This is a genomic window from Kitasatospora sp. NPDC001175 (assembly GCF_053598215.1).
Genome location: NZ_JBSFJU010000022.1, coordinates 46,412 through 72,970, shown reverse-complemented (window position 1 = coordinate 72,970; position 26,559 = coordinate 46,412). Strand labels below are relative to the sequence as shown.

At 72.1% G+C, this 26,559-nt stretch carries 25 protein-coding genes and 1 pseudogene; 14 read left to right on the top strand and 12 right to left on the bottom strand.

The genetic code is table 11. The features are described 5' to 3' along the window. The first annotated feature begins 15 nt into the window (after positions 1-15). The gene (locus ACWDAK_RS18210; RefSeq protein ID WP_344635650.1) at positions 16-351 is read left to right on the top strand and encodes a YnfA family protein; all 336 of its coding nucleotides are present in this window, start codon (positions 16-18) and stop codon (positions 349-351) included. A 13-nt stretch (positions 352-364) separates the two neighbouring features. On the opposite strand, the gene ACWDAK_RS18205 is transcribed toward ACWDAK_RS18210, so the two are convergent. After that, positions 365-1,576 carry a pyridoxal phosphate-dependent aminotransferase gene (locus ACWDAK_RS18205; protein WP_344635649.1) on the bottom strand — a complete coding sequence of 404 codons (1,212 nt, stop codon included), beginning with the start codon at positions 1,574-1,576 and terminating at the stop codon, positions 365-367. A gap of 102 nt (positions 1,577-1,678) precedes the next feature. On the opposite strand from ACWDAK_RS18205, the pseudogene ACWDAK_RS18200 reads away from it, so the two are divergent. The 3 genes and pseudogenes from ACWDAK_RS18200 to ACWDAK_RS18190 all read left to right on the top strand — a co-directional run. Then, a pseudogene (locus ACWDAK_RS18200) lies at positions 1,679-2,029 on the top strand (winged helix-turn-helix transcriptional regulator); the annotation flags it as partial. Positions 2,030-2,244: 215 nt separating this feature from the next. Then, a complete protein-coding gene (locus tag ACWDAK_RS18195; RefSeq protein ID WP_425557559.1) occupies positions 2,245-2,814 on the top strand; it encodes a SigE family RNA polymerase sigma factor in 570 nt (189 codons plus the stop codon). Then, positions 2,814-3,455: a PASTA domain-containing protein gene (locus tag ACWDAK_RS18190; protein ID WP_344635648.1), complete on the top strand. Its 642-nt coding sequence runs from the start codon at positions 2,814-2,816 to the stop codon at positions 3,453-3,455. The genes ACWDAK_RS18195 and ACWDAK_RS18190 overlap by 1 nt, the downstream gene beginning before the upstream one ends. A 58-nt stretch (positions 3,456-3,513) precedes the next feature. Here ACWDAK_RS18190 and ACWDAK_RS18185 read toward each other — a convergent pair whose 3' ends face one another. Then, positions 3,514-4,365 (bottom strand): GNAT family N-acetyltransferase, encoded by an 852-nt coding sequence (locus ACWDAK_RS18185; protein ID WP_425557558.1) that lies wholly within the window; start codon positions 4,363-4,365, stop codon positions 3,514-3,516. 199 nt (positions 4,366-4,564) lie between these two features. Between ACWDAK_RS18185 and ACWDAK_RS18180 the strand changes: the two genes are divergently transcribed. Then, the gene (locus ACWDAK_RS18180; RefSeq protein ID WP_344635646.1) at positions 4,565-5,428 is read left to right on the top strand and encodes an SGNH/GDSL hydrolase family protein; all 864 of its coding nucleotides are present in this window, start codon (positions 4,565-4,567) and stop codon (positions 5,426-5,428) included. 8 nt (positions 5,429-5,436) lie between these two features. Here ACWDAK_RS18180 and ACWDAK_RS18175 read toward each other — a convergent pair whose 3' ends face one another. Continuing rightward, the gene (locus ACWDAK_RS18175) at positions 5,437-5,811 is read right to left on the bottom strand and encodes a cupin domain-containing protein (RefSeq protein WP_344635645.1); all 375 of its coding nucleotides are present in this window, start codon (positions 5,809-5,811) and stop codon (positions 5,437-5,439) included. 118 nt (positions 5,812-5,929) lie between these two features. Here ACWDAK_RS18175 and ACWDAK_RS18170 point away from each other — a divergent pair, with 118 nt between their 5' ends. The 6 genes from ACWDAK_RS18170 (at position 5,930) to ACWDAK_RS18145 (ending at position 10,137) form a co-directional block, all read left to right on the top strand. After that, positions 5,930-6,406, top strand: a complete 477-nt coding sequence (locus tag ACWDAK_RS18170; RefSeq protein ID WP_344635644.1) for a MarR family winged helix-turn-helix transcriptional regulator — start codon at positions 5,930-5,932, stop codon at positions 6,404-6,406. A gap of 111 nt (positions 6,407-6,517) precedes the next feature. Continuing rightward, positions 6,518-7,264, top strand: a complete 747-nt coding sequence (locus ACWDAK_RS18165; protein ID WP_344635643.1) for a pyridoxal phosphate-dependent decarboxylase family protein — start codon at positions 6,518-6,520, stop codon at positions 7,262-7,264. 520 nt (positions 7,265-7,784) lie between these two features. Beyond that, positions 7,785-8,258, top strand: coding sequence for a hypothetical protein (locus ACWDAK_RS18160; protein WP_427393005.1), 474 nt, complete (start codon positions 7,785-7,787; stop codon positions 8,256-8,258). Between the two features lie 28 nt (positions 8,259-8,286). After that, positions 8,287-9,081, top strand: a complete 795-nt coding sequence (locus tag ACWDAK_RS18155) for a hypothetical protein (RefSeq protein ID WP_344635641.1) — start codon at positions 8,287-8,289, stop codon at positions 9,079-9,081. A gap of 31 nt (positions 9,082-9,112) precedes the next feature. Continuing rightward, positions 9,113-9,541, top strand: a complete 429-nt coding sequence (locus tag ACWDAK_RS18150; protein WP_344635640.1) for a hypothetical protein — start codon at positions 9,113-9,115, stop codon at positions 9,539-9,541. A 41-nt stretch (positions 9,542-9,582) separates the two neighbouring features. Next, positions 9,583-10,137 carry a hypothetical protein gene (locus ACWDAK_RS18145; protein ID WP_344635639.1) on the top strand — a complete coding sequence of 185 codons (555 nt, stop codon included), beginning with the start codon at positions 9,583-9,585 and terminating at the stop codon, positions 10,135-10,137. 75 nt (positions 10,138-10,212) lie between these two features. On the opposite strand, the gene ACWDAK_RS18140 is transcribed toward ACWDAK_RS18145, so the two are convergent. From ACWDAK_RS18140 to ACWDAK_RS18125, 4 genes are all read right to left on the bottom strand, one after another. Beyond that, positions 10,213-12,654, bottom strand: a complete 2,442-nt coding sequence (locus tag ACWDAK_RS18140) for an FtsX-like permease family protein (protein ID WP_344635638.1) — start codon at positions 12,652-12,654, stop codon at positions 10,213-10,215. Then, on the bottom strand, positions 12,651-13,370 hold the full coding sequence (locus tag ACWDAK_RS18135) for an ABC transporter ATP-binding protein (RefSeq protein WP_344635637.1): 720 nt from the start codon (positions 13,368-13,370) through the stop codon (positions 12,651-12,653). Before ACWDAK_RS18135 ends, ACWDAK_RS18140 begins: the two co-directional genes overlap by 4 nt. After that, positions 13,367-13,891 (bottom strand): PadR family transcriptional regulator, encoded by a 525-nt coding sequence (locus tag ACWDAK_RS18130; RefSeq protein ID WP_344635636.1) that lies wholly within the window; start codon positions 13,889-13,891, stop codon positions 13,367-13,369. Before ACWDAK_RS18130 ends, ACWDAK_RS18135 begins: the two co-directional genes overlap by 4 nt. 168 nt (positions 13,892-14,059) lie before the next feature. After that, positions 14,060-15,373 (bottom strand): glycosyltransferase family 87 protein, encoded by a 1,314-nt coding sequence (locus ACWDAK_RS18125; RefSeq protein ID WP_344635635.1) that lies wholly within the window; start codon positions 15,371-15,373, stop codon positions 14,060-14,062. A gap of 252 nt (positions 15,374-15,625) precedes the next feature. Between ACWDAK_RS18125 and ACWDAK_RS18120 the strand changes: the two genes are divergently transcribed. Next, positions 15,626-18,010 carry a Tex family protein gene (locus tag ACWDAK_RS18120; protein WP_344635723.1) on the top strand — a complete coding sequence of 795 codons (2,385 nt, stop codon included), beginning with the start codon at positions 15,626-15,628 and terminating at the stop codon, positions 18,008-18,010. Positions 18,011-18,128: 118 nt separating this feature from the next. Continuing rightward, complete coding sequence (locus ACWDAK_RS18115; protein ID WP_427393006.1) at positions 18,129-19,142, top strand: YdcF family protein; 1,014 nt, start codon at positions 18,129-18,131, stop codon at positions 19,140-19,142. Positions 19,143-19,248: 106 nt separating this feature from the next. Here ACWDAK_RS18115 and ACWDAK_RS18110 read toward each other — a convergent pair whose 3' ends face one another. Together ACWDAK_RS18110 and ACWDAK_RS18105 are read right to left on the bottom strand one after the other, a co-directional pair. Further along, on the bottom strand, positions 19,249-19,818 hold the full coding sequence (locus ACWDAK_RS18110; RefSeq protein ID WP_344635633.1) for an NUDIX domain-containing protein: 570 nt from the start codon (positions 19,816-19,818) through the stop codon (positions 19,249-19,251). A gap of 187 nt (positions 19,819-20,005) precedes the next feature. Then, positions 20,006-21,523: a carbohydrate binding domain-containing protein gene (locus tag ACWDAK_RS18105; protein WP_427393007.1), complete on the bottom strand. Its 1,518-nt coding sequence runs from the start codon at positions 21,521-21,523 to the stop codon at positions 20,006-20,008. A gap of 611 nt (positions 21,524-22,134) precedes the next feature. Between ACWDAK_RS18105 and ACWDAK_RS18100 the strand changes: the two genes are divergently transcribed. Further along, positions 22,135-23,091: an aldo/keto reductase gene (locus ACWDAK_RS18100; RefSeq protein ID WP_344635631.1), complete on the top strand. Its 957-nt coding sequence runs from the start codon at positions 22,135-22,137 to the stop codon at positions 23,089-23,091. A 79-nt stretch (positions 23,092-23,170) separates the two neighbouring features. On the opposite strand, the gene ACWDAK_RS18095 is transcribed toward ACWDAK_RS18100, so the two are convergent. The 3 genes from ACWDAK_RS18095 to ACWDAK_RS18085 all read right to left on the bottom strand — a co-directional run bounded on the left by ACWDAK_RS18095 (position 23,171) and on the right by ACWDAK_RS18085 (position 26,379). Continuing rightward, positions 23,171-23,761, bottom strand: coding sequence for a GNAT family N-acetyltransferase (locus ACWDAK_RS18095; protein WP_427393008.1), 591 nt, complete (start codon positions 23,759-23,761; stop codon positions 23,171-23,173). A 192-nt stretch (positions 23,762-23,953) separates the two neighbouring features. Then, positions 23,954-24,628: a nitroreductase family protein gene (locus tag ACWDAK_RS18090; protein ID WP_344635629.1), complete on the bottom strand. Its 675-nt coding sequence runs from the start codon at positions 24,626-24,628 to the stop codon at positions 23,954-23,956. 113 nt (positions 24,629-24,741) lie between these two features. After that, complete coding sequence (locus tag ACWDAK_RS18085; protein ID WP_344635628.1) at positions 24,742-26,379, bottom strand: ABC-F family ATP-binding cassette domain-containing protein; 1,638 nt, start codon at positions 26,377-26,379, stop codon at positions 24,742-24,744. Positions 26,380-26,559: the final 180 nt, after the last annotated feature.

The window sequence follows — 26,559 nt, the reverse complement described above, 5'->3', positions numbered from 1 at the left end:
CTAGGCTCGCTGGTCATGACCGTCGTACGCTCCGCCCTGCTGTTCGTCCTCGCCGCGATCCTGGAGATCGGGGGTGCGTGGATGGTGTGGCAGGGGGTCCGCGAGCACCGGGGGCCGGCCTGGGTCGGGGCGGGCGTGGTCACCCTCGGGGCGTACGGGTTCGTGGCGACGCTGCAGGCGGACAGCCACTTCGGGCGGGTGCTGGCCGCCTACGGCGGGGTGTTCGTGGCGGGCTCGCTGCTGTGGGGCGTGCTGATGGACGGCTACCGGCCGGACCGGGCGGACGTCATCGGTGCGCTGATCTGCCTGGCCGGTGTCGCCGTCATCATGTACGGACCGCGGGGGCGTTGAGCCCCGGCGCCGCCTACTGCCGGTAGGTGGCCAGGAACCGGCCGATGCGGCTGATCGCGGTCTCCAGGTCGTCGGTGCGCGGGAGGGTGACGAAGCGGAAGTGGTCCGGGCGGGGCCAGTTGAAGCCGGTGCCCTGGACGATGTGGATCTTCTCGCGGAGCAGCAGGTCCAGCACGAACTGCTCGTCGTCCACGATCTTGTGCACCGCCGGGTCCAGCTTGGCGAAGGCGTACAGCGCGCCCTTGGGCTTGACGCAGCTGACGCCGGGCAGCTCGTTGAGCGCCCGCCAGGCGACGTCGCGCTGCTCGGTGAGCCGGCCGTTCGGCAGGGTGAGGTCGTGGATGGACTGGTGGCCGCCGAGTGCCGCCTGCACCGCGTACTGGGCCGGGACGTTGGGGCACAGCCGCATCCCGGCGAGCATGGTGAGGCCCTCCAGGTAGTCCTGGGCGTGCTGCTTGGGGCCGGAGACCGTCAGCCAGCCGCTGCGGAAACCCGCTACCCGGTACGCCTTGGAGAGGCCGTTGAAGGTGAGCGTGAGGACGTCGTCGGAGAGCGCGGCCAGGCAGTGGTGCTCGATGCCGTCGTAGAGGATCTTGTCGTAGATCTCGTCGGCGAAGACCATCAGCCCGTGGCGGCGGGCGAGTTCGAGGATGCCCTCCAGCAGCTCCTTCGAGTAGACCGCGCCGGTCGGGTTGTTGGGGTTGATCACGACGATGGCCTTGGTGCGGCTGGTGATCTTGGCGGCGATGTCGTCGAGGTCGGGGAACCAGTCCGCCTCCTCGTCGCACATGTAGTGCACCGCCTTCCCGCCGGCGAACCGCACCACCGCCGTCCAGAGCGGGTAGTCCGGCATCGGGACCAGTACCTCGTCGCCGTCGTCCACCAGCGCCTGCACGCTCATCTGGATCAGCTCGGAGGCTCCGTTGCCGAGGAAGACGTCGTCGACCGTGACGCCCTTGACGCCGCGCTGCTGGTAGTACTGCACCACGGCCCGGCGTGCCGGCAGGATGCCGCGCGAGTCGCTGTAGCCGTGCGCGTTCGGGAGGTTGCGGATGATGTCCTGGAGGATCTCCGCCGGCGCCTCGAAGCCGAACGGTGCCGGGTTGCCGGTGTTCAGTCGCAGGACGGTGTGGCCGGCCTCCTCCAGCGCGTTGGCCTGGTCGACCACCGGGCCACGGATCTCGTAGCACACGTCCTTCAGCTTGCTGGACTGCCGAAACTCCATCAGTGGTCTCCCGAGGCGTCCGTCATCGCAGGGTCAGTCTGGTCGCTTTGTTCTACCAAGTATCCACTTGGAAAGTCCAACCTATTGGCTATGCTGATCCACATGCCACGCCGAAGCTACGACCAGTACTGCGCCGTCGCCCGGGCCCTGGACGCGGTGGGGGAGCGCTGGAGCCTCCTGATCGTCCGTGAACTCCTCGGCGGCCCACGCCGCTACACCGACCTGCACGCGGATCTGCCCGGTGTCTCCACCGACATCCTGGCCGCGCGCCTCAAGCAGCTGGAGAGCGAGGGCCTGGCGGTCCGTCGCAAGCTGGAACGCCCGGCCAGCGGAACGGTCTATCAGCTGACCGAACGCGGCCTGGCGCTCCGCCAGGTCATCGATGCCCTCGGAAGCTGGGGCCTGGAGGCCCTCGGCGAACCCCGGCCCACCGACGCCGTCCGCTCGCACTGGGTGACGGGAGCCTAGGCCTGCGGGCCTTCGCACGACGACGACAACCCGGCGCCCCACCGGCCCTGACGGTCCGGACGGGGCGCCGGGTTCTCTGCTTCCGATCCGGAGTGATGCGCGTCACTTCGGGCTGATCGGTGCAGCAGGACGCGGTGAGCGGCCGTCATGGGTGCAGGAACGCTCAAGGAGGAGAGCATGAGTGCATCGGCGGGCGCCTGGTGAGGATACGCAGGCGCGGCAGGGACACCGGACGGATCGACTTCGTCGAGTTCGTCCGGCAGCGCTCCGCGGCGCTGTTCCGGACCGCCTACGTCCTGACCGGAAGCCAGGACACCGCGGAGGACCTGCTGCAGGAGGCACTGGAGAAGGCATGCCGGCACTGGAACCGGGTCGCCGTCGCGGACTCGCCGGAGGCCTATGTGCGCCGGATCGTGGTGAACCTGGCCAACGACCGGTGGCGCAGACTCCGCCGGGCCGGTGAGCGTTCGGATCCCGTGGACCACGCGGACCTCCGTGACCCGTACCGGCTGGTGGACCTTCGCGACGAACTGGTCCAGGCGCTGCACGCCCTGCCGATCGGGATGCGCACCGTCGTGGTGCTGCACTTCCTGCACGACATGGGGGACCAGGAGATCGCCGAAACCCTCCGGATCTCGCCCTCCGCCGTGCGCTCGCAACTCGCCCGCGGGCTGGCCAAACTGCGCACCGCGGTGCCCCGGTCCGAACCGCCTCCGCGCGCACCGGACGACGGCCGGCCCACTCCTCTGCCCCAGTTCGAAGGTGCGTGATGACCTCGTTCCCGCCCGACGACCACCTCGGCTCCACCCCGGACCACGACTTCAGAGAGGCACTGATCCAGGCGATGGACAGCTTCGCAACCGACGCGCACGCCCCCGCGATCGACGGCACCGCCATTCTGCGCCGCACCCGCCGCCGGCGCGGAGTGCTCGCGGTCACCGCGTCGGCGGCCGCCATCGTCCTGGCGGCGGGTACCGCCTTCGCCCTGAACGGCTCCGGCGAGCCACCCGCCCGGCCGAGCGCCGCAGCGCCCGGCGGCAGCGCGACACCCGCTCCCGCGACACCCTCCCCCGCGGTCCCGGAGCCGACCGCGAGCGGCTCCACCGCCACAGCGTCCCCCGGACCGCCGACAGGGACCGGTACGCCGATGGGAACCGGTACACCCTCGCCCGGCGCCGACACCAGGCCGGGGCCGGGCGAAGCCTCCGTCACCGTGCCGTCGGTGATCGGCATGTCCCAGGCCCAGGCCGAGAAGCTCCTCACCGAGGCCGGACTGAAGATCGATCGCGTCCAGCAGTTCACCGACTGGAAGACCTCGGTCGGCGCCGTGATCAGCACCGAGCCCCGGCCCGGCGCTGTCGTCGCCCCCAGCACCGCCGTCGTCGTCTTCGTCTCCAAGGGAAAGCCCTGAAGCCGCCCGCCCCGGGCCCTGACAGGGCTTGGGCCTGACGGGCCGGCGGCCGGGAGCGTCAGGCGGGTTCGGCGATCAGGGCGGTGCCGACCGGACGGAAACCGACGGCGGCGTAGACCCGGGCGACGTCCTCGTCCCCGGCGGAGAGGAAGACGGTGCGGACGCCGCGGGCACGGGCGTCGGCCACCAGGGCGGCCGTGACCGCGCGGGCGAGCCCCCGGCGGCGGGCGGTGGGCAGGGTGCCGACGCCGACGATCTCGCTGACCCCGTCCACCGGCTGGTGCATGCCCGAGCACAGCACGACGCCGTCCTCGCTCGCGGCCGCGACCCGGGTGAGACCCGCGCGGATCCGGCCGGCGACGCGGTCGAGCGAGCCGTCCCTGGCGGCGGTCAGCGTCGCCGTGGCGAGCTCGGCCGGGCCCGCGGTGCCGAGCCGGGTGCCGGGTTCGGCGAAGGCCAGCTGAGGCACCGCCACCGCGGCGGCCAGCGCCGGGTCACCGGCGTCGAGCAGCCGGACGGTCACGCCGGCGCCTGCCGCGGGCCGGGCCGCCGGCTCGTCCGGGCCGAGCACCATCAGCGGGTGCGCGTGCACCCGCAGCCCGGCGGCCTCGGCGGCGGCGCGCAGCGACGGGGTCGTCTCGGCGACCCACTCGAAGGCCTCCGGCTGGCCCAGCTCCCGCTGCCGGGACCGGACCCGCTCGACGTCCTCGGCCCCCACCGACCCGGCGAAGCCCAGCGTCGGCCGGGCGTAGAACGGCCAGCCCGCACCCTCGCGGACGAACAGCGAGAGCGGGCCGAAGTCCTCGACCCGGGCGCTGCTCCTCGGCACGCCGTCGTAGTACTGCTCAAGGGCGTCCAGCACGGGTGTGGACTCGGAATCGTGGCGATCGGTTGAAGTCACGCGCCGCATCAAAGCAGGGGGAGCCGGTGTTGTCACGGGATTTCACCGGCCGGCGGAGCCGGACCCGCCGGCCTCGGGCGGCCCCGGCACGGTCCAGCCCCACAGCCGTACCACCGCACCGTCCCACCGCCGGACCGCGAGCACCGGGGCTCCGGTCCCGGCCGGCAAATGCCGCGCGTACGATCCAGTACCGATGAATCCTGTACCGATGAACGAGACCACCTCCACCACCCCGGTCCCGCACGGCAGTTGCGACGGTCGGGCGCTGGCGCCCGGGAGCGCCGCGTACTCCCGCTACGTCGCCGTGGGCGACTCCTTCACCGAGGGGATGTGCGACGAGCTGTTGCCCGGCGGCCAGTTCCGGGGCTGGGCCGACCGGGTCGCCGCCGTGCTGGCGGCCGAGCGGCCCGGGGAGGAGTTCCGCTACGCCAACCTCGCCGTGCGCGGCAAGCTCATCGGCCAGATCCACGCGGAACAGGTGGGCCGGGCCGCCGCGATGAACACCGAACTGGTCACCCTGGCGGGCGGACTGAACGACGTGCTGCGGCCCGGCTGCGACATCGCCGAGGTCAAACGGCTGCTCGGCGCGGCGGCCACCGGACTGCTGGCCGGCGACGGCACCGGACCGGCCCCGACCGTGGTGATGTTCACCAGCACCGATCCGACCCGCAGGCTGGCCCAAAGCGCCCGGCTGCTCCCGGCGATCCTGGAGATGAAGGCCTTCGTCGAGTCGCTGGCCAGGCAGCACCCGAACGTCCTGGTGGTGGACTTGTTCTCGGCGCCCTGCTTCGACGACCGGCGGCTGTGGGCGGAGGACCGGCTTCACCTCTCCCCGGAGGGGCACCGCCGGGTCGCGGCCGCCGTGCTGGAGGTGCTCGGCCGTCCGGTCGGCTTCGACTGGCGTGCGCCGCTGCCGCCGGCCGCCCCGCGCGGTCGGACCGAACGGCTCCGGTCCGACCTGCGCTGGCTGCGGATCCACCTGGGCCCGTGGATCGGCCGCCGCCTCACCGGCCGCTCCTCCGGCGACAACCTCCCGCCCAAGCGTGCCGAACTCCTCCGCTACGAAGGCTGATCCGGCGGTCAGCTCGCCCAGGGCGGGCTGATCACCGAACCGTCGGACAGGACGGCCTGCAGCCCGGAGCCGGTGGTGACCCAGGCGTGGGCGGGCTGCTCGCCGGGGTTGTCGACCTTCAGCCGGACCCCGGCCGGGGCGATCACGGTGTCGCCCGGGGCGAGCACCGTCCGCTCACCGTCGAGGGCGATCGCCGGCGTGCCGGAGAGCACGTGGAGGACCTCCTCACGGGTGATGGTGTGCTCGACCCCCGGCGTCCCGCCGGCGATCTCCAGCCGCCAGGCGCACAGTTCGGTGCTGCCGGTGGCCGAGGACGCGTACGAGACGAACCGGGCGCCGTGGATCTCGTGGACGGTGGCCTGGCCGGCACTGATGACGGGCATGGGATTCCCCTTCGTGATCGTTCGAGATGGGCAAGGAGCTTGACTATATAGTCAAGCTGCTTGCCCATATAGTCAAGCTCCTTGCCCTTCAGGAGTGGTGGCCTGGCAGAATTCCGGCATGACCGAAGCTGAGACCGGACCCGAGGCCGCGCCCGAGACCGTCGCCCTGAGTCTCCCGCCGCTGCTGCTCAGTCTGGCCGCCGACCTGGTCCGGGCGATCGACGACGGTGTCCGCGAGCGCGGCTTCGACGACGTCCGCCCGGCGCACGGCTTCGCCTTCGCGCGGCTCGCCCCCGACGGGGCCAGTGTGGGCGAACTGGCAGAGCATCTCGGGGTGACCAAGCAGGCGGCGAGCCAGCTGGTCGAGGAGCTGGTCCGCAAGGGGTACGTGGAGCGGCGGCCGCATCCCGGTGACGCCCGTGCCCGGCTCGTGGTGCTCACCGAGCGCGGCTGGGCCTGTACCCGGGCGGCGGACCGGGCGGCGGCCGAGGCCGTCCGGCCGTGGGCGGCGGTGCTGGGCGAGGAGCGGCTGCGCGGGCTGCGGGACGACCTGGCCCGGCTGGCGCCCAGCGGCCGGCTGCGACCGATCTGGTGACGGTCATCCAGGACAACTGAAAGCGCCCGGCTCGGACACCGTCCGAGTCGGGCTTCTTGCTGCGGTGGCACCCCATCCACTTGGCCTGCCGCTGGCGTTACGTTCGAATGATTGCGATTCCGTGCGAACGGATCGTTCGACGGCGCCTTCGACCCGCTCGACGAACTCGGCGACCTGGCCCGCGAGAAGGACATCTGGCTGCACGTCGACGGCGCACACGGGGCGAGCCTGCTGGTGTCGGACCAGCTCCGCGGGAGGCTGAAGGGGATCGAGAAGGCCGACTCCCTGGCCTGGGACGCGCACAAGATGATGTTCGTTCCGGCGCCGTGCACCCTGCTGTTCTACCGGAACCGGCAGGACAGCCTCGGCGCGTTCCAGCAGCGCGCCAGCTACGTCTTCGACGAGGAGCCGGACCGCTACACCGAGCTCGACAGCGGCGGTGTGAACTTCGAGTGCACCAAGCGTCCGATGATCATGCCGCTGTGGACGCTGTGGTCGGTCTACGGCCGGGCCCTTTTCGCCGAGAAGATCGAGTATCTCTGCGAGCTGACGGAGGAAATCCACCGGATCGTCCTCGACGAGCCGGATTTCGAGGCGGTGCACCGCCCGGAGGCCAATATCATGTGCTTCCGCTACCGCCCCGCCGATCTCAGGGACGAGGACGTTCACCGCTTCCAGGTGGCGATCCGGAACCGGATCAAAATCCAGGGAAATTTCTTCATCTCCAAGGTGAACATCGACGGTGTCGCCGCGCTGCGCGTGGTCATGATGAACCACCAGATCAACGCCGAACACTTCCGGATGCTGCTGGGCGAGATCAGGCGGCTCGGCCGCGACCTGCTCGACAGCGGCAAGTGACCCGGGAATTCCCACAAGCCGGTTCACGCGGCGAATTCGTGCTGCCCGGATCCGGGCCGCGAAGTCAATCGAAGTCAACGATGAGCAGGGAAGTGACAATGAGTGCAGTGAGTGCTGCGCAGGCCCGCCCGGCGCCCGGCGGCGTCGCCGAGCTGGCGAGCCGGCTGATCCCGGACTGGGAGCTGAAGCCGGACTCCGTCGACACCGTCGTGAAGCTCCCGTCGTTCGCGAGCAAGCTCCAGGAGTGCGAGCGGATCTGCCGGACGCCGTACAGCGAGATCCCGCACGAGATCCAGGACGCGCTGGTGCTAAAACGCGCTGCCCCGCTCGCTCTCACTGTTCAACCAGGGCGAGGCGAACCCCGCCTCGATCGAGAAGACCGGTTACCGGTTCCAGATCAGGTTCGTGCACCGGTCGTCCGCCGAGATCGAGCGGACGGATGTCGGCAAGGTCCCGCTGGTGCGGGACCGGGGCTAGCAACTGCCGGTCCGGCAGTCACGCATGAGGAATGGAGTTGGGTATGAAGCCGCAAGTGAACATCGCCGTCGTCGTGGATGTCATCGGGGCGCTCTCGGACAGGGCGCTTCAGGGCGGAAACCTCTGCCTGATCGATGACGGTGCGTTCGACAGCAAGGGCCAGGGGACGCCGGGGCTGTGCACCGTCGTGACCCCGGGCCAGGTGGTCCAGTGGTCCGCCCTGGCGGTGGATCTGCAGACGCCGGTCGAGATCAGGAGCATCACCTTCCTCGGGGCCGACGAGGGCGCGAGCGTGACCGAGTACGCCGGCGAGGGCGAGGGCGAGGGCGAGGGCGAGGGTGCGGCGCCGGCCGGCGGGCGGGCGGAGGGTGGGCAGCTGGACCTGAACGTCTGGTCCGGCGTGGTGCCGTACTTCATGACGCCCGGGGTGCCGTACCGGTACCGGCTGGAGCTGCAGATGTACGAGGGCGAGCACAGCGTGCTGCACATCGACTCGCCCGCGCTGATGTGCCTGTAGGCGACAACCAACAAGGAGGGGTGGGCTCATGGCCCAACAGCTAGCGATCATCGTGCTCGTGGACGTCGGCAGCGCGCTGGAGTCCAGGACGCTGACCGGCAACACCTACCTGTTCGACAACATGAAGCTGCAGGGCTCGGTGAACCAGGGCACCGGCGAGCTGGTGACCGCGGTCAACGGCGCCTACTGGAGCGACGGTTCACAGGCCGGCGAGCAGGTGCTCAACTGGCTGCCGTACAGCCTCGGTTCGATCCCGCCGACGGTGCCCCGCGGTTACCACACCACCCGGGCGCGGCAGGCCGACCAGGAGGCGCTGGCCGAGCTGGCGGCGCTGGCGAACCGGCCGTCGGCCAACGGTGACACCGACGCCGCGCTCGCCAGGATCCAGAAGAGCGTCGGCACCCGGGTCAGGACCACGGCCCGCACCCGCGCGCTGTCCGGGCAGAAGGTCCTGGACGTCACCGGTCAGGTGGTCTCCGACCACGGCCAGGGTGCGCACAGCTACCCGGCTCCGGTCATCACCGACATCTTCGGCGAGGCGGTGGACGAGAAGATCATCTACCCGGCCGAGTACGGCTCCCCGGACCTGGTGACCGACGGCTGGTACTGGTCCGCGACGGTCGACACCTCCAGGCCCGGGACGTACGTCTACAAGATGCGGATCCAGCTGCACGAGCTGATCCAGCGGGCCGGTGACTGGACCTGGGAGCCGGTCAACCTCACCTGCGAGTCGAAGCTCCGGATCACCTCGCAGCCCCGGCGGAACGGCTTCACCGGAGCCGGTGTGGGCTACCTGCCCATCGCCCCGGCCACGTTCGCCTAAGCCCTGATCCAGCAAGGACGAGGAGGAGCAGATGACCACCAAGCCAAGGCAGAAGACCGCACCGAAGCGCCCGATCTCGATCACCGCGGTGGTGGACTGCGTCGGGATGCTGGCGGCCCGGAGCACCAGCGGCCACCTGTACCTGTACGACACCAACAAGGCCGGCGGTTCGGTCGGCTTCGGCACCGAGGAGTTGAAGACCAAGGTCAGGACCGGCGACCAGCTGCTGTGGAACGTGCTGGCGCTCGAGTGCGAGGCCTTCGTCGCGATCGACGACATCGTGATCGACCCGGAGGTGTGCGAGCCGGTCCGCAAGGTCTTCCCGGGCACCGATGTCGCGTACTGGACCGGGACGGTGAAGAAGGACGGCCTGTCCGCCGTCCCGTACCAGATCAAGTTCAGGCTGGGCACGCAGGCCGAGCCGATCACCACCACCCTGTCGCCCGCCCTGGTCGGCTAGCGCCCCGGACGACTCCGGGCGGCGCGCCCGAAGGAGGAACCTTGACCACCAGTACGCGCAACACCGTGGAGCAGAAGCAGAACCCCGGTCAGCTGAACTCGGTACAGCTCAACATCGTCACCTTCGTGAACATGGAACGGGCGACGGCGACGGGCTCGCTGAGCGACGCGATGCACATGATGGACAACAGCGTCGGCGGCTCCGGCCAGGGCACCCGGCAGCTGGAGACGGTCTGCAAGCAGGGCCAGGTCCTGAACTGGATCATCCGCCCGATCGACATGGAACGGCGGCCGGACGGCACCTGGCCGCCCATGCCCAAGATCAACAACATCGTGGTCCTCGACACCGAGCTGGGTGACGAGGAGGACGTCGCCGAGCGGAAGCTCTTCACCGAGCTCAAGATCTACGGGATGCCCGACCGGATGCGGTCCCCGCTGACCCCGGTCTACTACTACTGGGCCGGCACCGTGCTGAGCACCGCGAAGCCCGGCCTGTACCGGTACCGGCTGGTGGTCGAGCTGGAGCAGGAGGGCACCAAGGAGAAGCTGTACCTCAACACGGTCGACCACCCGGCGCTGCGGGTGATCGCGGTCTGACGTCCGATGACGCACCGGAGCGGTGCCGCCCGGCCGTTGCGGTCCAGGCGGCACCGCTCCTGCGTGCCGTACGGGTCACTCCGTGCGCAGGCCCTCGGCGCGCATCATCCGCCACAGGGACGGCAGGCTGGCCGCCGTGACCAGCAGGACCACCGAGGCGCCGATCAGGCCGAGACCGAGGACCGAGCCCCAGTCCGGGCTCACCGGGTGGTCGACCATGCTCAGCAGGGCCGTGCCCAGGCCGATCCCGGTGAGGACCGCCAGCGCGATGCCGAGCACCACGGGCACGGCCGTCTGCCAGAGCACCGAGGCGCAGAGCGTGCCGCGCCGGGTACCGAAGGCGATCAGCACCGCCAGCAGCCTGCGCCGCTCGCGCAGCTGCTCGACCGTGCCGACCAGCATGCTCGCGCCGATCAGCAGCAGGGTGGCGGTGACCCCGGCGAACAGTGCGCGCCTGATCTCGGCGAACCGGCGGTTCTCGTCGACCGACTTGAACTGGAACACTGTGCCGGTCGGGTCCACCGCGGCGACGGAGTTGCGCAGCCGGTCGTAGGCGTCCGGGTCGCCCTCGTCCACCTTGACGTAGCCGGAGATCCGGGCTCTGAGCAGTGGTATGTCCTTGGCGGCGCCGGGCGTGAGCAGGAACCCGGAGCGCATCCCGAGCACCGAATCCAGTCGCGGAGTGATCGGGCGGATCGAGGCCGGCAGGGTCCAGTTCGGGCGGGGTGCGTGCGGCTCGGAGCCGAAGTCGTAGCCCACCTCGACCCGTCGGCCCGGCGCGAACCCGGTCGCCTTGGCGGACTGCTCGTCGGTGCTGTCGACCGAGAAGGCGTCGCCGTCGCGGCAGTCACCGACCTCGGCGAGGCTCTGCAGCGCCTCGCACGAGCCGACGGAGAACGACCGGGTGGTGAGTTGCTCGGGGGCGTCGCCGCCGGTGGCGACGTTGAGCTCCAGCAGGGAGTGGGCGCCGGTGACCCCCGGGGTGGCGCGCAGCCGCCGGTCGAACTCGGTCGGGACGAGCCGGCCCTGGCCGGCCGAGACCGTCACAAAGGCCTGGGCCTTGCTCAGATCGCGGCCGGTGCTCCGGCGGAAGTCGCCCTCGACCCCGCTGAACAGCATCTGCAGCGAGATCGCCCCGGCCGCCGCGACGGCGATGCCGCTGACCACCCGGGCCGAGGTGCCGCTGTCCAGCTGGAGCCGGCGGACCGCCAGCTGCCAGGCAACCGGTCCGCCGTGCAGCCGGGCCACCACGGACTCGATCAGCCACGGCAGCAGCGCGGCGACGCCGACCAGGACCAGCACCACGCCGCCGGCCACCTGGTACTCGTTGAAGCCCTGTCGGGTGCCCGAGCCGCTGAACAGCGGGGTCAGCAGGGCGACACCGGCGACCGGCGGCAGCAGCCGCCACCAGACCCGCCGGCGCGGCGCCTGGGCCTGCCGGAACACGCCGAGCGGCTCCACCACCACGCCGCGCATGGCGAGCAGGGTGACCGCGATGGCGGCCGCCGGGACGGCCAGTACGGTGAGCGCGGCCAGCAGCGGGCTGGGCCGGAGGTCGGCCGGGAACAGGCTGATGTCGAACAGTGCGATGCCGCGCACGAGTTGACGGCCGAAGAGGAACATCACCGCACCGGCCAGCACACCGATCAGCGCCCCGAACGCGGCCTCCCCGGCGGCGATCCGCCGGATCATCCGGGTGTCCGCGCCGACCAGCCGCAGTGCCGCCAGCCGGCGGTCGCGGCGCTCGCTGCCGAACCGGACGGCCGCGGCCACGAACACGGCGACCGGCAGCAGCAGCACCACGAAGCTGATGATCACCAGTAGCACCAGGATCGGACTCATCGGCTCGGTCTCGGGCCGGCTCCCGAAGGAGCTGATCCGGTGGCCCACCCCGCCCGCGGGATCGAGCCGGTCGGTGCCCGCGTAGTAGTAGTACTCGGCCGGGCCGATCAGTCCCGCGTCGCCGATGGTGCCGATGATCCGCTGTGGGAGGCGTTCGCGCAGCAGTGCGCTGCCGGGGGCCTCCAGCAGCCCGCGCAGCGCGGGTGAGACGACCATCTCACCGGGCCGCGGGATGGTGCCGAGGCCGGGCGGCAGCGGGGCCCCGGGGCCGTCGGGCTGGAGCAGGCGGCCGGTGATGTCCTCGCCGCGGAACTTGGTGGAGACGGTGTAGAGGACCAGGGTGTCCGCGGCGGGCTTGTCCGCCCGGTCGAAGTCGAGCCGGGCGTAGCTCCGGTCGTGGCGGGCCTGGAGGGCGTCCGGGATCGAGGTCGCGACCAGCAGCAGGGCGACGCCGAGACCGACCCCGAAGGCGGTCATCGCGGTGCGAAGCCAGCCCTGGCGGCCGCCGCTCAGCGCCAGCCGGCCGCCGAAAAGCAGGTCGGCGGCCCAGACCCGGAGCGGCCCGCGGGCCGGGACCGGGGTGCGGGCCGAAGTCCCCTTCCGGTCGGGTGCGTTGGGGTCGGTGCTCCCGGTCGGACCGGGGCCGCCGGTCAGGTCGGCGGTGGTCGGGCTCATCCGATCCGCTCCGCGTTCAGCGCCCGGCCGTCCCGGACGATCACCTCGCGGTCCGAGTAGGCCGCGACCCGGGGCTCGTGCGTCACCAGCACCACGGCCGCGCCGGACTCCTTGGCGGCGGCGGTGAACAGCTGCATCACCCGCTCGCCGTTGAGCGAGTCCAGGGCGCCGGTCGGCTCGTCGGCGAAGATCACCCGAGGGCCGGTGACCAGCGAGCGCGCGACCGCCACCCGCTGGCCCTGCCCGCCGGAGACCTCGCCGGGACGCTTGCGGCTCAGGTCGTCGACCTCCAGACGGGCCATCCACTCGGCGGCCCGCCGTTCGGCCTCGCCGCGCCGCATGCCGGCCAGCCGCAGCGGCAGGGCGACGTTCTCCAGGCAGCTCAACTCCGGTACCAGCTGGCCGAACTGGAAGACGAAGCCGAACTCGCCGCGGCGCAGCGCACTGCGCTCGGCGTCGCTCATCCCGGTCAGCAGCCGCCCGTCGTAGCGGACCTCACCGGAGTCCGGCGGGACGATCCCGGCCAGGCAGTGCAGCATGGTGGACTTGCCGGAGCCGGAGGGGCCCATCACGGCGACCATCTCACCGGCCCGGACGTGCATCTCGGCGCCGACCAGGGCCTTGGTGGGGCCGAAGGACTTGTGCAGGTCGAGGGCGGAGAGCAGCGGCGGGGGCGTGGAAAGGTCGGAGGTTCCGTTCGTCGGTATGCCGGTCATCGGCGGACCTCCTCGGCCAGCTGGTCGAGCCGCGCGGCGGTGAGCTCCAGCCAGCGCAGGTCGGCCTCCAGGTGGAACAGGGCGTGGTCGCAGACCAGTTGGTCGGCGAGGTCGCCGCCGACCTTGCGGCGGGTGAGTTCGCGCATCAGCCGCAGGTGCTCGGCGCGCTGGACGTCCAGGATCTCGGCGGCCGGGCGGCCGGTGAGCAGCGCGAGCACCACCTTGGTGTAGAGGGCGCTCTGCAGGTACGGCTCGGGCTTCTCGGGGCGGCCGAGCCACTCGGCCATGTCGGTCACCCCGGCGGCGGTGATCGCGTACCGCTTGCGCTCGGGGCCGTCGCCCGGCTCGGTGCCGTCGACCTCGACCAGCCCGTTCTTCAGCAGTCGCGAGAGGGTCGCGTACACCTGCCCGTACGCGAGCGGGCGGCCCTGGCCGAAGCGCTGGTCGTAGGCGCGCTTGAGGTCGTAACCGTGTCTGGGCCCGGCTTCCAGGAGCCCGAGAAATGCCTGTCCGATTGCCATGGCAGGACCATACACCAGGTGTATACGCGTGGTGTATACACCTGGGTGATTACGGGATCGGGCAGGCGGAGAGCGAAGGCGGGGCAGCGCGGCGCGGGCGGGGAAACCCCGGTCGCCCAGGGGCACGGGAAGCCGTACGGGCTTCCCGAACCCCTGGGCGTTCCTCGGTCAGGCCACCCGGATGGGCCCGCGGCGCAGCTGCGGAGCCGGCTGCCGCGCGGCCGCCGGGGAGACGGTGGCACGCCAGAGGCGGGCGGCGGACGAGAGCGAGGCGGCCAGCAGCAGACCGTTGCGCACCATGATGACCACGGTGCCCTTCCAACCGCCGCTGATCAGCGCGTCGAAGAAGAGCGGGTAGTCGACGGTGGTGACCGCGGTCGCGAGCAGGACCAGCAGCGCGACCGGCCGCTGGCTGGAGCCGCGCTGGGTGAGGCAGACCGCCGCGAGCCCGATCAGCCAGATCAGGTACTGCGGGCTGATCACCCGGCTGGTCACGGTGAACAGCAGCACCGCGGTGAGCGCCGCGTCGTACGGCGTGGCGGCACTCCAGCGCTGCGCGCGGAAGCGCCAGAGCAGCAGCCAGCCGAAGGCGAGCGCGGTGAGCAGCAGCGAGGCCCGGGCAACGGTGTGGACGTACGGGCCGAGGAACTCCAGCGAGCCGTAGTGCTGGTCGACGTCACCGGGCCAGCCGAGGACACGGGCCACCTGGAGCAGGCTGCCGCCCAGCGACTCGATCTCCACGCCGCGCCCCTTCTGGGCGGTGAGGAAGTCGAACGCGCCGTGGAAGAGCGTGGCCAGCACCAGCAGCAGCGCGGCGGCCGAGGCGCACATCGCCGCCCAGGCCTGTCGGCTGCCGCGGCCGCGCGGCGCACCGAGCACCACCAGCGCGGGCCAGACCTTGACCATGGTGGCGATCCCGGCGAGCGCTCCGCCCATCCTCGGGCGGCTGGGCAGCAGCAGCAGTGCGGCCATCGCGAGGGCGGTGACCGGCAGGTCGTACCGGCCGTAGGGCAGGCCGAGCATCAGCGGCAGCGCCATCGCCCACATCCACGCCCCGGCGGTGGAACGGCCGCGGTGCACACCGCCGTTGCGGCGCAGCGAGACCCGGACCAGGGCGGCCTGGGTGACCGCGTCGGTGGCGAGCATCAGCAGCGCGAACGCCTGGAGGTAGGTCAGGAAGGGCAGCAGGCCGGGGGCGAGCATCGCCAGCGCGGCACCGGGCGGGTACTGCCAGGTGACGTCTCCGACGGGGAAGGTGCCGGTCTGGAGGACCTGGAACCAGCCGTGGTAGGTCCGGTGGACCTCGATGGCCTGTTCGGCCTTGCCCGACTTGAGCATCCCGATCATGACCATGCGGCTGGCGAGCCAGTAGCCGGCCAGGGCGAGCGCCTCGCGCGGCCAGGTTTCCGGTCTGGTCCAGCGGAACGGACCCGCCTGGGGCATGCCCCACTGGGTGACCGGTGTCGGGGCCTGAGCCACCATCGCCTCCACGAGAAGGTGCTGTGTGATCTATCTCATATCAGAAGGATCAGGTCGGATGATCACCGTTCGGTTGCGTGTCACCGACCGTCAGCACAACGCGCCACGCCGCTCGAAGGACACGCCCGCACCGCCCTCCGGGCGGGGGTACCTGCCAGAATGCAGGGCGAACCGCAGGACGTCCGCACGCCGTGTGAGACCACCGGTGCGGAACGCTCAACTCTGAACCAGGAGAAGGTGGCCGGCTTCGTGACCATGCCAGTCGAACGCAAGATCGCCGAAGAACTGGGCGTCCGCGAAGGGCAGGTGAAGGCGGCCGTCGACCTGCTCGACGGCGGAGCCACCGTCCCCTTCGTCGCCCGCTACCGCAAGGAAGCCACCGGTTCGCTCGACGACGCCCAGCTGCGCACCCTGGAGGAGCGGCTGCGCTACCTGCGCGAGTTGGAGGAGCGGCGCACCGCCGTCCTGGACTCCATCGAGGCCCAGGGCAAGCTGGACGACACCCTGCGCGCCCGGATCCTCGCGGCCGATTCCAAGGCACGGCTGGAGGACATCTACCTGCCGTACAAGCCCAAGCGGCGGACCAAGGCGCAGATCGCCCGCGAGGCCGGGCTCGAACCGCTCGCCGAGACCCTGCTCGCCGACCCCGGCCAGGACCCCCAGGCGGTGGCCGCCGGCTACCTGTGCGAGTCCGTCGCCGACCATGCCGCCGCGCTGGAGGGCGCCCGCGCCATCCTGGTGGAGCGCTTCGGCGAGGACGCCGACCTGGTGGGCGGCCTGCGCGAGCGGATGTGGACCCGCGGCCGGCTGGTCGCCACCGTCCGCGAGGGCAAGGAGCAGGAAGGCGCCAAGTTCGCCGACTACTTCGACTTCGCCGAGCCCTACACCAAGCTCCCCTCGCACCGCATCCTGGCCATGCTGCGCGGTGAGAAGGAGGAGATCCTCGACCTCGAACTCTCGCCCCTGGACGGCGAGGAGAGCACCGACCTGCCCGGGATGAGCGACTACGAGCAGCGGATCGCCGCCCGCTTCGGCATCGCCGACCGGGGCCGCCCCGCCGACAAGTGGCTCACCGACACCGTCCGCTGGGCCTGGCGCACCCGCATCCTGGTCCGGCTCGGCATCGACCTGCGCACCCGGCTGCGCCAGGAGGCCGAGGACGAGGCGGTCCGGGTCTTCGCCGCCAACCTGCGCGACCTGCTGCTCGCCGCCCCCGCCGGCACCCGCGCCACGATGGGCCTGGACCCCGGCTTCCGCACCGGTGTGAAGGTCGCCGTGGTGGACGCCACCGGCAAGGTCGTCGCGCACAGCACCATCTACCCGCACCAGCCCGCCAACAAGTGGGACGCCGCCCTGGCCACCCTCGCCGAGCTGGCGAAGAAGCACTCGGTGGATCTGGTCGCCATCGGCAACGGCACCGCCTCCCGGGAGACCGACAAGCTCGCCGACGACCTGATCAAGCGCCATCCCGAGCTGAACCTCACCAAGGCGATGGTCTCCGAGGCCGGCGCCTCGGTGTACTCGGCCTCCGCGTTCGCCTCCCAGGAACTGCCCGACCTGGACGTCTCCATCCGGGGCGCGGTCTCCATCGCCCGCCGGCTCCAGGACCCGCTGGCCGAACTGGTCAAGATCGACCCCAAGTCGATCGGCGTCGGCCAGTACCAGCACGACCTCAGCGAGGTGAAGCTCTCCCGCTCGCTGGACGCCGTGGTCGAGGACTGCGTCAACGCCGTCGGCGTGGACGTCAACACCGCCTCCGCCCCGCTGCTCACCCGGGTCTCGGGCGTCACCGCCACCCTCGCCGACAACATCGTCGCCCACCGCGACGCCAACGGCCCGTTCCGCACCCGCAAGGACCTCAAGGGCGTGGCCAGGCTCGGGCCGAAGGCCTTCGAGCAGTGCGCCGGCTTCCTGCGCATCCCCGGCGGCGACGACCCGCTGGACGCCTCCAGCGTGCACCCCGAGGCGTACCCGGTGGTCCGCCGGATCCTCGCCCAGGCCGGCGGGGCGCTGGGCGAGCTGATCGGCAACAGCGAACGGCTGCGCACCCTGCGCCCGGCCGACTTCGCCGACGAGACCTTCGGTGTGCCGACCGTCACCGACATCCTCGCCGAGCTGGACAAGCCGGGTCGCGACCCGCGCCCGGCCTTCCGCACCGCCGTCTTCAAGGAGGGCGTCGACAAGATCGGCGACCTGGAGGTCGGCATGGTGCTGGAGGGTGTGGTCACCAACGTCGCCGCGTTCGGCGCGTTCGTGGACGTGGGCGTGCACCAGGACGGCCTGGTCCATGTCTCGGCGCTGTCACGGAACTTCGTCAAGGACCCGCGCGAGGTGGTCAAGCCCGGCGACATCGTCCGGGTCCGGGTCACCTCGGTGGACGTCCAGCGCAAGCGGATCGGCCTCACCCTCCGGCTGGACGACGAGGTCGGCCCGGGCGCCGGCGGCTCCGGCGGGGAGGGGCGGCGCGACCGCGGCCCGCGTCCGCCGCGCCAGGAGCGGCGCGGAGTGAGTGACCGGCGTGAGGGCGAGCGCCGCGGCGGCGACCGCCGAGGCGGGGGACCGGCCCCGATCGCCAACAGCGCGATGGCCGACGCACTGCGCCGGGCCGGTCTGACCGGCGGCGACTCCGGCAGGCGCTGACCCTTCCGCGGTAGCCCGGTGACAGCTGACCGGCTGTCACCGGGCTACCGCCGCAGGATGGTTACGAATCCTCCTGCGGTCTCATCGGGGCGCCGGATACCGCACCTACAGTGGCGACATGTTCGTCTATGCGGTGCCCGGTCTGTTCCTGCTGCTCTTCGTCGTCGGTGTACTGCGGGACCGCCGCCGGTTCGGCAACGCCGTCCACCTCGGCCTGCTCGTCATCTCACTCTCCGTCGCGGTGATCGGCGCGCACGACCGGCTCCCGCCGGTGGCGGTCGCGCTGCTGGCCGCGGCGATCCTGCTGGTCCCCACGCTGGGCACCCTGGTGCTCGCCGTCCTGCTGATCCTCAACGGCCGGACGATGCTGCGCAAGGAGGGCCGGAGCCTGCCCAACCTGCTGTCGCTGCTGGTGGGTCTGGGCATCCTCGGCCTCGTCGGGCTGATGGTGCAGGCCGCGTTCACCCACTCCCGCACGCTGGCGGTACTGGTCGGCACCCTGCTGCTGGTGACCGGCTACGTCGCGTTCCTGTTCGTCTGCTTCGTCGGCTACGCCTTCCTCTACGGCCGCTACGGCCGGCTGACGGCGGCCGGGAAGGCGGACTTCGTGGTGGTGCTCGGCTCCGGGCTGATCGGCGGCTCCCGTGTCTCGCCGCTGCTGGCCAGCCGGCTGGAGCACGGCCGCGCCGTGTACGAGCGGCAGGTCGCGCGCGGGCAGGTGCCGATACTGATCACCTCGGGCGGCCAGGGGCCCGACGAGCACCTGTCCGAGGCCGAGGCGATGGCCGACTACCTGACGGAGCGCGGCTTCCCGGCCGACCGGATAGTCCGCGAGGACCGCTCCCGGACCACCGAGGAGAACCTGACGTACAGCAGGGCGATCATGGAGCAGGCCAGGCCCGGCTACCGGTGCGTCATCGTGACCAACAACTTCCACGCCTTCCGGGCCGCGCTGCTGGCCCGCAGCACCGGGGTCAACGGCCACGTCGTGGGCTCGCACACCGCCGCGTACTACTGGCCCAGCGCGACCATCCGCGAGTTCGCCGCCGTCTTCCTCGCCCACCGGGTGGTCAACTTCGGCGTGTGCCTGCTGATCGGCCTGCTCGGGCTGGCCGCCTGGTGGCGGCTGTGACCGGCCGGGGCCGGCCGGCCGACTGCCTTCTGCGGTAAGCCGGCCGGCCGGGGCGGGACTCGGCGTGGCGGCCGGGGCCGGCCGGCCGACTGCTCCGCGCGGCAGGTCAGTCGGCCCGCGCGCGGGACTCGACCGCGAGATCGACGAGCTCACCCCACCAAGCCTCCCGGCCCTGGGTGAGCAGCCGGCGGGCCTCCTCCGGCGCCACCGCGCGGACCTCGACGACCTGTTCACCGTCCTCCGGGTTGGTCGGGGCGGAGTCCACCGTCACCTCGGCCCAGCCCCAGAGCCAGGCCTTCTCCGGGTGCGGCTGCCACGGCCGGTACGGCACCGGCCGGTCCGTCACACACCGGTGCGCACCGATCCACACCGGCGCTCCGGCCAGCCGCGCCCCGGCCTCCTCGCGCAACTCCCTTGCCAGGCACGACTCGATGCTCTCCGCCTCCTCCCGGGTGCCACCCGGCAGGAACCAGTGCCCGCGCGCGTCGCGGCAGAGCACCACCCCGTCGCCCGAGAATCCCACCAGATGGATGTTGGTGATCAGCGCGTCCGGTGGCAGCTCGGCGGAGAACCGGGCGTCGATGCCGCCCCAGGCCCAGCGCTGCGGCGCGTGCAGTCGAGGGAAGCGGGCTGCCAGGTCGGCGAGTTCTGCTGCTCTGTCAGTGGTGTCCGTCATTGAAAGATCGTAGTCCTGGCGGACGGTGTGCGCTGCTGTCCGGTCGCGGTGAAATGCCTCGCCCGGCGCCGGTCACGTGTCAGGGGCTGAAGGCGAGGACCGGGGGACCGCTCACCGGCCCGGCAACGGGATTCCGGCCGGGCCCGCCGCCCCCGGAGGTCACCCGGGAGCGGGAGCCGGGGGTGCGTCAGCCGGCGTACTGGGCGAAGGTCTTCGAGAACTCGTACGGCGACTGCGGGATGTTGGTGCACTTGAAGAGCGGGCCGGTGCAGGCGGCGGCGTCCCGGGTCATCTCCCAGAAGGCCAGCACTCCGAGGTGGTGCTGCTGGGCGAAGGCGACCAGCCGGCCGGCGGCGGCCTGGTTGAAGACGCCGTGGTCGTCGTTCTCGCCGAGCATCGGGGTGACCCCGGTCATCGCCCAGAGCCGGGCGTCGGTGCTGGCCGGGTAGAGCGCCGCGAGCTGGTCGTGGGTGGACTGCGCGGCCTGGACGGCGTCGGCGCCGTAGTCGGTGCTCGGCCGGTTGTAGTCCATCGCCATCACGTTCACCAGGTCCAGGTCGACCCCGGCGTCGCGGGCGGACCTGACCACGGCGAGGCCGTCGGCGGTCAGCCCCTCCGGCAGCACCGGCAGGGTGAGCGAGACCTTCAGGCCGGGGTGGGCGTGCTGGAGCCTGGCCAGCGCGGCCGAACGGCGGTCGTTGGCGGCCGTGTCGACCACGGCGGTGCCCTCGATGTCGAAGTCCACGTACCTCAGGCTGTAGGCGTTCACCACGGCGTCGTACTCGGTGAAGAGCGAGTCCACCGTCGAGCAGGCCTGGGCTAGTTCGGTGCCGGAGGCGCCGCCGAAGGAGACCTTGACGTCACCGCCGGCCGCGCGGACGGCGTCGATCTGGTCCTTGGCCCAACCGCTGCGCGGATCATAGGCGTTGAACCAGGACGCCTTGCAGCCGGCCGGCGCGGTGATGAACGCCAGGGTGAAGGACTTGAGGTCGCCCTTGGCCGCCATGTCCCCCAGCGAGGGGGTCGGCCAGGCGCCCATGTCCACGTACGGGGCCACCGGGACCGCGACGTTCGGCGGCGGGGGTGCGGTCCGGCTGGAGCTCGGCGAGGGCGAGGGCGAGGTGCTGCTCGGCGGCGGGGAGGTGGGCGGTGGCGTGCCGCCCGGTCCGGCGAGCACCACGTCGTCGGCGAAGTAGGCGTCCTGGCCGTACCAGCCGTGCAGGTAGACGGTGACGCTGGTGGTGCTAGGGCCGGTGGTGAAGCTGGTGCTCAGCTGCTGCCAGGAGCTGCCGCCGGGCGTCCAGACGGCCGGGTCGGTGACGCCGGATCCGGTCGCGCCGAGGTAGACGTACTGGCCCCGGACCCAGGTGCTCAGCGAGTACGTGGTGTTCGGCCGGACGCTGACGCTCTGCCCGCACTGGGCGGTGTCGCTGCCGCTCGCGGCGCCCTGGAGGGCGTACGAGCCGCCGTGTGTGCCGGAGTTGACCACCGACCCGGTGCCGGCGGAACAGCTCCACGGGCCGAGCGAACCGCTCTCGAAACCGGGGTCGGCGAGCAGGTTCCCGTCCGCCGCGCTGGCGTTGACGCCCAGTGCGGTCAGCGCGCCGGCGGCGAGCGCGGCGGCGCAGCCGATCGGCAGGGGCTTGGCTGCCCGTCCGGTGCGCCGGGAGGGCGTGCTGGTGGGGCGGTTGAGAGCGCGTGGCATGCGGGGCTGCCTTTCGGGACACGCCGAGGACGCCGGGCGCGGGGGCATGGGGGAGCGGCCGGCGGTCGGCTGTTGGGGTGGTCCTGAAGACGGCGGGTGGGCCCGCCCTGCCCATCAAAATGGACTAGACCAACTGTGTGCGTCAAGCGTTCCGCCGGGTTTTGCGGCGTACTTGGGGTCCGCGGCGGGGCCTGCGCGGTGGGCGAGAACGCGGTCCGCAGTCGGTAGTGCGCTCCGGCGCCGGCCGACCCGGACTGCTGGACGCTGTCGCGTGAGGAATGAACCGCCCGCCGGCTGAGCCCGGTTGTCGATGAGGGTGCGCAGGCCGGTGGCCTCGCAGCCGCGGGCGCGGGCTTCGGTGGCGATCCGGAGCCCCGCGCCCGCGGCATGCGGCTCCCCGTCGATCATGCGATGGTCAACGGGCACCGACGATCCGACGACCGGTCGGAAGTCCTGCCCGGCCGAGGTTCTCGTTCCATCGGCCCGGAGTGCGGCGGCCCGGTACGTGGGGTCGGGTGTGGAGGCTTGACCTGGAGTGCGCTCCAAGGGGCAGAGTCGGTCAGGTACTTCCGGAGACCACGTACTCCCGGAACGGTCTGGAGGAGAGAGACATGCGCAACACGACGCTGGGAAGCACCGGACCCGAGGTCGGCGTGATCGGGCTCGGCTGCATGGGCATGACCTGGGCGTACGACCCGAGCGGGCGGGACGACGAGGTGTCGCTCGGGGTGGTGCGGGAGGCACTGGACCTCGGGGTCACGCTGATCGACACCTCGGACATCTACGGTCCCTACACCAACGAAGGACTGGTCGGCCGGGCGCTGGCCGGCCCCTACCGGGAGCGGGCGGTGCTGGCCACCAAGGTCGGCCTGGTGCCCGGGACGGGCGACGTCCGGACGGCGAACGACGGGCGTCCCGAGCACGTGCGCAAGGCGATCGACGACAGCCTGCGCCGGCTCGGCACCGACCACGTCGACCTGTACCAGCTGCACCGGGTGGACCCGGCGGTCCCGATCGAGGAGACCTGGGGCGCGCTCGCCGAGGTGGTCGCGGCGGGCAAGGCCCGGTGGATCGGCCTGTCCGAGGTGACGCTCGAGCAGATCAAGCGGGCGCAGGCGGTGCACCCGGTGGCCTCGGTGCAGAACGAACTCTCGCTCTGGACCAGGGACTCGCTCGCCGAGGTGCTCCCGTACACCGAGGAGCAGGGGATCGCCTTCCTGCCGTTCTCGCCGCTCGGCCGGGGCTTCCTGACCGGCCGGATCACCTCGGCGAGCGACCTGGCGGCCGACGACTGGCGCTCGACCCTGCCGCGCTTCCAGGCCGAGGCGCTGCAGGCCAACCTGGCTCTGGTGGAGAAGGTCAAGGAGATCGCCGCCAGGGTCGGTGCCACCCCGGCACAGGTGGCGCTCGCCTGGGTGCTGGCGCAGGGGCGGTACGTGATCCCGATCCCGGGTACCAAGACGCCCAAGTACCTGGCGGACAACGCCGCCGCGGCGGACGTGCGGCTCGGTGCGGCCGACCTGGCCGAGCTCGACGCGATGGCGGCGCCGGTCGGCGGCAGGTACTGAACAGCCCGGTCCGGATGTGCCGTTGTGGGCCGCGGGAAGCCGTGGAGCTCCCTGCGGCCCACGGCGCACCGGTGAGCGTTCAGGCGGTGGGCCGCTCCGTGATCCAGATCAGCCTGCGCCCGGTCTCGGCGGGTGCGGTGGGCGCGAAGTCGTCCACCCGGTCCAGCCGGTAGCCGAGCTTGCGCGGGACGGCGGCGCTGGCCAGGTTGCCCTCGTCGCAGTGGATCTCCACCCGGCCGACGCCCGGCAGGGCGAGCGCGGCCTCGGTCAGCGCGCGGGCCGCGGCGGTCGCCAGGCCGTGGCCGACGTGGTCGACGGCGACCCAGTAGCCGATCTCCAGCGCGCCCGGGCCGATCCGCCCGTGCAGGCCGAAGGCGCCGACCACGCTGCCCGGTCGGTCGTCCGCGCCGAGCAGGTACATGAAGTCGCTGCCCGCCTGCCAGGCGTCCACCCCGGCCCGGGTCATCTCCCGGGTGTGGTCCAGGCTCGGCGTCTCCCCTGCCCATTCCATCCACGGCCGCAGGTGGTCGAGGCTGGCTGTCACGGCGGCGTTCAGCTCGGGGGCGTCCGCCACCGTACGGCGGCGCAGTGAGAACCCGCCCGGCAGCGGGATCAGCTCGGGCGGGCGCCCCTCGGTGACGGCGGCGAGCTCGTTGGTGCTTTGACTCATGACCGGATTATTTCCCTCCGGTATCGGCGCCGAACAGCGGTTTTCTGGGGGCATGTCAGCTCTCGGGGGCGCGTGGGCGACCGGTGCGGGCCGGTTGCGGACCGTTGCGGCGGCAGCGCGGCGGCGCGGAGGGTGCGAGCGGCACTCGCGGCGCGGGCGGTGGTGGGCTGCGACGGGCGGCGGCCGGCCGGGTCAGAGGCGGATCAGGACCTGGTCGAGGTCCTTCCGGCGCAGGTCCGGCACCCGTGCGCCGTCCGCCGGGTAGCCGACCGGGATGACGTACGCGGCACGCTCCTCGGCCGGGCGTTCGCACACCTCGTTGAGGAAGCGCATCGGGCTGGGCGTGTGGGTGAGGGTGGCGAGGCCGGCCTGGTGCAGGGCGGTGAGCAGCAGGCCGACGGCGATGCCGACCGACTCCTTGGTGTAGTACGGGCGCGGCGACTGCGGGCCCTTGTGCACCTCGAAGACCACGATCACGGCGGGGGCGTCCTCCAGGAACGGCTTGCGCCAGTCCGTTCCGATCGGCCGGAGGGCTTCGAGCCACTCCTCGGAGGCGCGGTGCCCGTAGAACTCGCGCTCCTCCGCCTCGGCGGCCTCGCGCAGGCGCCGCTTGCGCTCCGGGTCGGTGATCACCACGAACCGCCAGGGCTGGACGTGCGCACCGCTGGGTGCGGTGGCGGCGGTACGGACCGCCCACTCGATCACGTCGTCGGGGATCGGGCGGGTGGAGTAGTCGCGGACGGTCCGGCGCTGCGACATCACGTCGTGGAAGGCCCTGCAGCGGGCTGCGGCCTCGTCGGCGGGCACCGTCGTGGGGCGGAGCGGAACCGTCGGATGTCCGGCTGCTGTCGATGCACTGTCAACCATGTCGCCCAGCACAGCACATGACGCGGCCCGGCGGAAGGGCGGGCCGCAGGGCGGCGGCAGCACGAGCAGCCGCCGCACGCGCGGCCCGGCCCTTCCGGCGCGGCGCCGCGGTCTCAGTGCTCCCGGACCCGGCCCGCGGTGACCTCGATGCGGCGGTTGACCGAAACGGTGTCGAGCATCCGCCGGTCGTGGGTCACCAGCAGCAGGGTGCCGGTGTACGAGGCGAGGGCGGACTCCAACTGCTCGATGGCAGGGAGGTCCAGGTGGTTGGTGGGCTCGTCCAGGACCAGCAGGTTGACCCCGCGGGCCTGGAGCAGGGCGAGCGCCGCCCGGGTCCGCTCGCCGGGGGAGAGGGTGTCGGCCGGGCGCAGCACATGGGCCGCCTTCAGACCGAACTTGGCCAGCAGGGTGCGGACCTCCTCCGGCGAGAGCTCGGGCACCGCCGCCGCGAACGCCTCCGCCAGCGGGTGCGCGCCGAGGAACAGGCCGCGCGCCTGGTCCACCTCGCCGACCACCACGCCCGAGCCCAACGAGGCGCTGCCGCCGTCCAGTTCGAGTCGCCCGAGCAGCGCGGCCAGCAGCGTGGACTTGCCCGCGCCGTTGGCGCCGGTGATCGCGACCCGGTCGGCCCAGTCGATCTGCAGGTCCACCGGCCCGAAGACGAAGTCCCCGCGCTCGACCGAAGCCGCGCGCAGGGTGGCGACCACCGAGCCGGAGCGCGGCGCGGTGGCGATCTCCATCCGCAGCTCCCACTCCTTGCGCGGCTCCTCGACCACCTCCAGGCGCTCGATCATGCGCTGGGTCTGCCGGGCCTTGGCGGCCTGCTTCTCGGTCGACTCCTGCCGCATCGCGCGGCCCATCTTGTCGTTGTCGCCGCCCTTGCGGCGGGCGTTGCGGACGCCGTGCTCCATCCAGTTCCGCTGCATCCGGGCCCGCGCCTCCAGGCCCGCCCTGGTGTCCGCGTAGTCCTCGAACTGCTCGCGGGCGTGGCGGCGGGCCACCTCGCGCTCCTCCAGGTAGGCCTCGTAGCCGCCGCCGTAGAGGTTGACCTGCTGCTGGTGCAGGTCCAGCTCCAGCACCCGGGTGACCGTGCGGGCCAGGAACTCGCGGTCGTGGCTGACCAGCAGGGTGCCCGCGCGCAGGCCCTTGACGAAGGACTCCAGGCGCTCCAGGCCGTCCAGGTCCAGGTCGTTGGTGGGCTCGTCCAGCAGGAACACGTCGTAGCGGGAGAGCAGCAGCGAAGCCAGGCCCGCGCGGGCGGCCTGGCCGCCGGAGAGTCCGGTCATCGGCGCGTCCAGGCTCACCTTCAGGCCCAGCGAGCCGGCGATCTCCTCCGAGCGCTCCTCCAGGTCGGCGCCGCCCAGGTCCAGCCAGCGGTCCAGACCGGCCGCGTACGCGTCGTCCGCGCCCGGACGGCCCTCGACCAGGCCCTCGGTGGCCTCGTCCAGTGCGGCCTGCGCCGCGGCCACGCCGGTACGGCGGGCCAGGAAGTCGCGGACCGACTCACCAGCGCGGCGCTCCGGCTCCTGCGGCAGGTGGCCGACGTTGGCGGTCGGCGGGCTCAGCCTGACGGTGCCGCGCTCGGGGGTGGAGAGACCGGCCAGCGTCCGCAGCAGGGTGGACTTGCCCGCGCCGTTGACCCCGACCAGGCCGACCACGTCGCCGGGGGCGACGACCAGGTCCAGGCCGGAGAACAGGGTGCGGTCGCCGTGGCCGGCGGAGAGGTCGTTGACTACGAGAGTGGCGCTCATGATGCCCCCGATCCTATCGGCGGCGGCGAAGGACCCTCTTCGGCAGCGGAAAAACCCTTTGCGGGCTCGGGACGGGCTCCCTACCGTTGATCCCGTTGCCGCCAGACGAGGAGAAGGCCGTTGCTCTACTGAGGTTGCGAGACATCGCCCCCACGCACTCAGATGTGTGCGTGGCGTGAG